The following is a 6,911-nucleotide window of genomic DNA, read 5'->3' as shown; positions in this document are numbered from 1 at the left end:
CCCTGGAGCAGCGGGTGCGCCATGCCGCTCCGCGCCCGGACCGCACCATGCCCGCACCGCCGAACGCGGTCTGCGTGTTCGCCGCCGCGCACTTCGGCTACCCCGTGCAGCGCCTGATCGCGCTGGCCTACACGCGCGGCGTGCTGCAGTATTGGGACCCGGCGCGCAGGCTGTGGCAGGTGTTCCAGCCTGAGGACCCGGCTGACGACATCCGCTTCACCCAGTCCGCCTACGGCTGGCTGCCGAACTGGAACCCGCAGCGTGGCGAAGTGGGCATCGTGCCGACGGCGCGCGGGCTGCGGCGCCTGTGGCTCAACCCCGTCAACGAGACCTGGCACGCGCAGCCCCTGATGCAGCTGCCCGTGTGCAGCGCACCAGGCGCCGTGCGGCGCTACCTGGCGTGCATCGTCAAGGATGGACAGGCCCTATGGACCGGCACCGCCGATCTCTCGCAGCAGCAGGAATATCCACTCGACGTGCCGGGCAGCGGCTGGTCGCGCCCCTTTGCCTACGACGGCCGCCTGGCCTGGCTGCACGCGGAAGGGCAGCTGGCCTGGCGCCCCGATGCCGTGCCCGAATTCCTGCGCTGGCCCGAGGGCTGGACGCCGCGCCTCGACTTCGGCGGCCCGACCCAGAGCCGCGACGGCCGCCTGTGGCTCGCGGGCCATGACGGCAGTGGCTACTCCTTCGTCGAGCTGCTGGCCTCCGCGCCCGAACAGCGGCCCATCGACGGCGCGCGTCTCGGCTTCGCCAGCCTGCTGTTCCGGCGCGGCCATGAGATCAAGGGTGATCCGTGGGATGTGGAGGACGTCGAGGATCCGCATGCGGACGACGCGCTGGTCCTGCCGCTGCTGCGTGCCTACGACGGCCAGCAGGTGCTCGCCCATGGACTGGTCCTGCGCCTGCACCAGTACACCGGCCGCGCCGAGGATGCCCTGGCCAGCCGCACGATCGCCCGCAGCACGGTGGAATGGATCGGCCAGACCAATGTGGTGCTGGACGAAGTGGCGCGCCTGTCCCGCCCCGTGGACTGCGTGCCCTTCGTGTACGACGGCGCGCTGTGGCTGCACCACCCGGACTGGCACACCATGCGCGGCTGGGACACGGGAGGCGTGGCGTGAGGCGGCGTTGGACCGCCTGGCTGCTGCTGGCCGCGAGCTGGCTGCTCGCCGCGCCCGCGTGGGCCGTGTCGCACGTGTTCCTGGTCCAGAACTCGGGTTGGATGGAGCCGTTTTACACGGACCCGAACTCGCAGTTCAAACCCTTGGTGGCCGCCGTGGCCAATGCCGCCGTGGCACCCGGCGACGCGCTGGTGCTGGCGGCCTTCAATCAGTCCTTGCCCGATGCGCCGTCCCCGCGCGCGCTGCTCGCCCGCCGTGCCGACGGCGACACCGGCCGCGCCGTGCGCGCCGCGCTGCAGCCACTGGAACCGGCCCGCAAGCCGGGCAGCAAGGCCTATGCGGACACAGACCTGAGCGAAGCGGTCGGCTCCGCGGTGCGTACCGCGCTGCATGGCCGTCCGGGGCTGGTCTGGGTCTTCACGAACAACCGCAACAGCCCGAACAACGACCAGGCCACGGCGCGCCGCAACCGCGAGTTCTACCAGCTGATCCACCAAGGCGGGGACATCCGCATGGCACTGGCCTACCCGCTGCGCATGCCGGTGCAGGGCGGTGTGTACAAGGCCAATGGCTTGATGGTGTACGTGTTCGCGGTGGGCGAGGAGGGCGCGCGCGACCTCAAGGCGCTGCTGGCCTCCGGCCGCATCGGGAAGGTGATCACCGAGCCGGCCGCGCGCCTCAAGCCACTGGACCGCGACACGGTGCGCCTGCTGCCGGTGCGCGTGAGCGAGGCGCCGGGCGTGGGCTTCTCGATGGCGCCAAACGGTGCGCTGCTGGCCGATGTCGATTCCGATGCCCGCAGCCCGGCCGCGCGTATCGACTGGCAGCTGGAGAACACCATCTACCCGTATACCATCGCAGCGGCCCGCGTGACCGCGCGCTCGCTGCTGGCCAGGGAAGACCGCCCGGTGGTGCTGGCCAAGGACCAGGTCGCGCGGCTGGCACCCGGGTCGGCCGTGCCGCTGTCGTCCACCATGCAGCTGCCAGTGGCGCAGCTGCCGTCGGTGTGGTCGCTCCAGGCCTTCAAGTCCGCTGGCTCGGCCTACATACTCCCTGGGAGTATCCAGGTGCAGCTCACCGGGCAGCGGCTGGAGCTGTCCCAGGCCTTCCGCACGCGCATGGAGGAGCTGTTCCCCGGCGACCCGCTGCCGGACATCTTCACGCCGCCCGCCGACATTCATGGTTCCACCGCGGTGCTGCCGCTGCAGGTGCGCGTCCATTTCGGCATGGCGCCGCTGGCGATCCTGGCCGGGGGCGCACTGGCGCTGCTGGCGGCGGGCGGCGGCGCGCTGTACGCCTATAACCGTCCGCGCCAGGTGGTGCTGAACGTGGACGGCGAACGCCGCACTGTGCGCACTCGCGCCGGCTCGGTGCAGCCCGTGTATGACCGCAGCGGCGCAGTCGCCGCGCAACTCAAGACCACCCTGTTTGGCCACCAGCTGGTGGACCTGCGCGAAGGCGCGCAGGTCAGCCTGCAGACCTGATGAGGAACTCCATGCAAGACACATCGTCCGCACCCGCCGCGACCTCCGCGACCTCTAACCCGTCCACGGCCCAGAACACCGATCCGGGTTTCCGCGTGCCGGATGCATCCAATCCGGCCTCGGTTCCGGCGGCCCCCCCCGCCGGTACGCAGCCCGCCACCGGCACGCCGCAGATGGAGGTCGCGCCGGTCGCCGGTGCGCCGGTCACGGATACGTCTACGCGCGACATCGCCATCGGCAGCGTGGTGTTCCTGCTCCTGCTGGTGGTGTATTTCTTTGTGCGGAACTCGTACGTGCATCACCTGGTGGTCAAGCGCGTGGCGCCTTCCTCGGCCGCGAATGCGGGCTGGCTGCTGTTCACTGGCCTGGCGTTCGTGAGCGCGGCGGTGGTGCTGGCGCTGGTCAACGGCAGCAAGTTCCTCAACTGGGCCATCACCGGGCCGCTGGTGCTGCTGGGGCTTGTCGCACTGGTGACGGCCTTCTTCGTTGGCCGCCGCTAGACACACGGAGGACATGATCATGGCTGAAGACAGAAAGACAGAACTCAAGATCGACCTGCGGCCGACTCTCTTCATCGGCGCAGGCGGCACCGGCATGGAAGTCATGCTGCGCATCCGCCGCCGCATCCTGTCCGCAGTGTGGAACCGCCATCATCCGGTGCGCGTGGACGCCATCGGCCAGTTCCCGGTCGCGCGCTTCCTGCATGTGGACCTGGACACGAATGCCGTCATCGATGAAGGCAAGTCGCAGCAGACCGACCCCTGGTACGAACTGGTGAAGCTCTCCGACGAGGAAAAGCTGATCGAGCCGCTGGACCTGCCGCAGTACCACGAGTCGGACGACAGCCTGGCGCGCTTTCCGCTGATCGAAAACTGGATGCCGCTGCGGCCCAAGAAGCTGCGCTCCCTCGGCATCGACCCGTCCAAGGGGGCGGGCCAGATCCGCGCGCTGGCGCGGCTCTACCTGTTCGACAAATACGCCAAGCTGCGCGGCCGCATCAAGGGTGCGCTGAATGCCTTGGGCAGCAATGCGGGCATCGAGCGCAAGGAAGACTATCAGCGCCTCGGGCTGCAGGTGGACACGTCCAAGTTTCGCATCGTGGTCATCGCGTCCAACGCAGGCGGCACGGGTGCGGGTAGTGCGCTGGACCTGGGCTGGCTGGCCAAGGCCGTCGCCCGGCAGGAAGTGGCGGACAGCCAGGTAGACCTGGTGATGTTCATGCCGTCCGGGTATGCGAAGGCCAACAAGGAGCGCACCGAGGCCAACGCCTACGCCACCATGATGGAGCTGGAAACGGCCATGCGCGACATGAACGCGCAGGTGCGCTGGGCCGACCCGGACAGCCTGACCGGCCGTGGCGCGCCGTTCGACGACGTGTATTTCGTGGACACGGCCAACCTGGCCAACAAGGCCACGCAGGACATCAAGGACGTCTACCAGATGGTGGCGGACACGCTGTTCGAGGACTTTGCCTCCGCCGATTTCGCCAACCGCAAACGCTCGGTGGCGGTCAACCAGCAGCAGCACAAGCTGGGGCCCTTCAATCCCAAGGTGCCGGAGCAGCGCTTCGGCGCCATGCGGTTGTCCTATTCCAAGGTCTACTCAGCCTTCGGCAACGCGGTGCTGGACACCCAGCAAAGCCTGCGCGAGGACATCCGCGCCTACGAACTGGCGGGCTTGATGGTGAAGGCCTTCTTTGGCCTGGCGGGCAGCGACGGGGCACCCGCGCGCCGCGCCAGCGACCAGGAACGCGACGTGTTCATGCGCGAGCAGCTGGGCATGGGCGAGCACCCGTTCACCGAGTTCCCTGACTTCAAGCGCGGCACGGTGGACCTGGCGCCGTTCCACGACTACGCGCTGACCGGCATGCTCCTGCAGGACAAGGATGAGCGCTCGCTGCTCGAACGCGTGGAGAGCAAGGTGCAGTTCGAGATCGACCGCATCATGGCCGCCTACGACGTCAAGGACTGGCGCGAGCGCGTGGTGGAACTGCTGCCCAACCTGGAGCGCGACGCCATCCGCGAGGCCGGCGCCACGGCGGAGACCAGCGAGGACCGCATCAAGCGCCACACGCTGGAGCTGTCCGCGCGCCTCAAGCTGCGGGCGCGCAATCAACTGTATGCGATGCTGGACGACCGGCGCCAGGGCGGTCTGGAGTTCGTGCTGTCGATGCTGGAGCAGATCAAGGCGCGCTATGCCCAGCGCGACCTGCCACAGGCGGAGCGCAACGGGCGGCGCTACCGCGAGATCCGCGATGCGCTGCGCACGCGCCAGGTCGAAGATTCGCTGAACAACCTGTCGCAGGCGTCGCGCGCCTTCTTCGGCAAGGCCACCCACGCGCCCGAGGTGATGGCGCACCTGAAGCGCGACATCGCGGACTACCTGCGCTTCCACCTGCTGGCAGTGGCGGCCAGCCAGTCGATCGAGGTGATGCAGAACGTGTCCGCCTGGCTGGGCGAGCCGCGCGCGGTGGACGAGCAGGGGCAGACCGAGTGGAGCGGCATGGCGGGCGAGTTCCAGCAGGGACGGCGCGCGGTGCAGGCCATGCTGGGCGCGGTCGACCAGCGCATCGGCCAGCTGCGGGCCGACGCGCGGCACGATCACGCCACCTACATCAACCTGTCCGCCGACGTGGTGCCGGAGGCGCCGCGCCTGACCGGCGACGTGGCCAAGTGGAGCGAGGAAGTGCTGCTGGAATTCGGCGGCTCGGCGCGCCTGTTCCCGCAGCTGGACGAGGAGCGCACGCGCGCCGAGCTACTGTTGAAACTGTTCCGCCGCGCGCAGACGCAGCTCAGCGTGGAGCAGCTGGAGCGGGACGCCGCGCACGATCCGCTGCTGGACCGGCTGGCGACCATGTCGCCGCAGGAGCGGCAGCGCATCTTCATGGAGTGGATCGGCAGCGCCATGCCGTGGGTGAACGCGCGCTTCTCGGCGGAGTTCACGCCGAATGCGGACCAGTTCAAGTGCTTCATCGGCGTGGGCGACGTGCAGGCGTGGCGGCGCATGGAGGGCGAGATCCGCGCGGCGGTGCCGGCGGGGTTCTTCCATCCGGACCGCATGGCGCTGGTCGCTACGGGAATGCCGGGGCGCGCGGTGTGCTACATCGAGCTGTCCGGGATTCCGATGACGGTGCTGCGCGGGCTGCCGACGTGGCGTACTTCGTACCAGATCGAGAACCCGAAGATTCCGACGCATCTGCACTTCGACTCGACGCGCTTCCGGCATCCCATCGCGCCGTCGATGGACGAGTTGAACAAGCTGGCGGACGATTTCGAATGGTTCCTGCAGGCGATCGCGCTGGGTGTCGTGCGGCGCAAGCCGGATCTTGGCGACCGCGAGGCGGCGTTCCAGCCTCGCGGGCAGTATCTGTTCGAGGTGGAGCCGGGGTCGGGGGAGTGGCTGCAGATCGGGAATGAGTATGCGATCCGCTCCAATGGTTTGCCGTCGTTCTATCGGGAGCAGGTGATCGCGGGCGTGCAGCAGAAGCTTGCTGCGGTGGGGCCGTATCGCTTGCTGCTGCTGGCGGCGCTGATGCGCTTCTATCAAAACCGGGTGTACGCGCCGCGGCTGGAGGCGGATGAAACGGGGGCGCAGCTGCCGTCGCTGTCGCTGCCGCACATGATGGCGCGGCGGGTGGCGGAGCAGTGGGAGCGGCGCTTGGCATCCGTGGCGCCGGACCTGGGCGCGGCGGAGCGCGAGCGGGCGCAGGCGATTCTGGTGCAATGGACCGAGGCGGTGCCAGGGTCGGCGAACGATGCGTATCCGTGGGAGGTGCAAAACGCGGCCGACAAGCGGGTGATCCGGGCGGAATACCTGGCGCACGAGGAGCGGGCGGCGGCGCTGTTCACGCGGGCGGCGCCGGTGCTGGGGGCGCGCTACAAGCTGTTTGTCGATGGGCGGCAGCATGGGCCTTATTCGCTGGATGAACTGGCGCAGCGGGTGGCGCAGGGGCGTTTGGCGCGGGACACCAAGGTCTGGAACATGGACTGGGATCCGCGCAGTGCGCGCTGGCGGACGGCGGGCGAGGAGCTGGCGGGGTTGTTCGAGCATGCGGTGCCTGATCCGGATGATGGGGTGCCGGACCCGGATCCGGAGTAAGCGATGGAGCGCGGTGTGGTGGACTGGCGGTGCGTGAACGCGGCTTGTGCGCGCGGGATGCCGCACAAGGTCCGCTTTTGCCCGTATTGCGGGACGGCGCAGGAGACCACCGGTGCCTCCGCGACCGCCGCCGCGCTGGCGGGGGCCGCGTCATCCGCGGCGCGGGCTGGTGGCTTGCAGGCACACGGCGGTTTGGCAGAGGATGCGG

The 6,911-nt window shown here is 69.1% G+C and carries 5 protein-coding genes; all 5 read left to right on the top strand.

Going from position 1 to position 6,911, the window contains the following annotated elements; all coding sequences use genetic code 11:
- Positions 1 to 1,121: hypothetical protein (locus E4L96_RS18120; protein WP_220433453.1), on the top strand; the 1,121-nt coding region annotated here is incomplete at its 5' end.
- Positions 1,118 to 2,605 (top strand): ubiquitin-like domain-containing protein, encoded by a 1,488-nt coding sequence (locus E4L96_RS18115; RefSeq protein WP_229414605.1) that lies wholly within the window; start codon positions 1,118 to 1,120, stop codon positions 2,603 to 2,605. The genes E4L96_RS18120 and E4L96_RS18115, both read left to right, overlap by 4 nt.
- 11 nt (positions 2,606 to 2,616) lie before the next feature.
- Complete coding sequence (locus E4L96_RS18110; RefSeq protein ID WP_135208615.1) at positions 2,617 to 3,105, top strand: hypothetical protein; 489 nt, start codon at positions 2,617 to 2,619, stop codon at positions 3,103 to 3,105.
- A gap of 19 nt (positions 3,106 to 3,124) precedes the next feature.
- Positions 3,125 to 6,703, top strand: coding sequence for a tubulin-like doman-containing protein (locus E4L96_RS24605; protein WP_267874340.1), 3,579 nt, complete (start codon positions 3,125 to 3,127; stop codon positions 6,701 to 6,703).
- A gap of 3 nt (positions 6,704 to 6,706) precedes the next feature.
- Positions 6,707 to 6,911 (top strand): hypothetical protein (locus E4L96_RS24110; RefSeq protein WP_220433452.1); only part of this gene is annotated, 205 nt, incomplete at its 3' end.

This window comes from Zemynaea arenosa (assembly GCF_004614185.1).
Classification (GTDB): Bacteria; Pseudomonadota; Gammaproteobacteria; order Burkholderiales; family Burkholderiaceae_D; genus Telluria; species Telluria arenosa.
This window is presented reverse-complemented; position numbering and strand designations above follow the sequence as displayed.